This is a genomic window from Methylobacterium sp. WL12 (assembly GCF_008039475.1).
In the GTDB taxonomy this organism is placed as follows: Bacteria; Pseudomonadota; Alphaproteobacteria; order Rhizobiales; family Beijerinckiaceae; genus Methylobacterium; species Methylobacterium cerastii.
Genome location: NZ_VRUW01000235.1, coordinates 1 through 770 on the forward strand (window position 1 = coordinate 1; position 770 = coordinate 770).

Annotated in this window: 1 protein-coding gene; it reads left to right on the forward strand. The window is 64.8% G+C overall.

Going from position 1 to position 770, the window contains the following annotated elements; genetic code table 11:
• Positions 1-178 precede the first annotated feature (178 nt).
• The coding region (locus tag FV226_RS27675) for an IS66 family transposase zinc-finger binding domain-containing protein (protein ID WP_187278881.1) at positions 179-770 on the forward strand (592 nt) is incomplete at its 3' end.

Here is a 770-nt window from a genome sequence, read left to right on the forward strand (position 1 = left end):
AAGTAATTACATAATTGTATCGTATATTTTTCGGAGTGCAACTCAATCATCCAGCCGCGTGGCTCTGAAACGAAAGTCCGCTTTGCCATTCTTTGAGTCCAAAGCGGACAGACTGCTTGCCACCCAAGTAATTACCCACCCCCTTGCGCGGGTCGGGTTTCGCTGATTCCCTCGTGGGATGGGCCGAAGCGATCTTGAGCGGCTGAGCCGCGAGGAGCTGATCGAGCTGGTGCTGCGGATGCAGCGCCCGGAAAAGACTTCACGCACGTCTTCGAAGCCGCCGGCAACGGATCGCAAGGAGCGGCGCGCACAGGCCAAACCAGGCGGGGCGAAGCCTGGCCACGAGGGCCACAGCCGCGTGATGAGCGAGGATCCCAATGCCGTCGTCGCGCATCGCCCGGATCGCTGCGCGTGCTGTGGCGGCGGACTGCACGGGGACCTTCCCGCAGAGGTCGTCAGCGTCTCCGAACGGATCGAGCTGCCGGAAGTCGCACCGGTCGTCACCCAGCATCAACGGCTGGCGGTGCGGTGCCCGACCTGCGGGGCGCGTGTGATCGCACCGGTTCCAGAGGCAGCGCGCGGCACGCCCTTCGGCCCGCGGCTGCATGCGGTGGCAACGTACCTCAAGACCTTCCAGGCGCTGTCCTACGAGCGGTTGCAGGCGGCGCTGTCGGATCTGTTCGGGCTTACGCTCAGCCAGGGCGGGCTGATGAACCTGCTCCAGCGCGCGCAGAAGCGCTTCCGCTCCGGTCGCGACGAGGCCGTCTCGA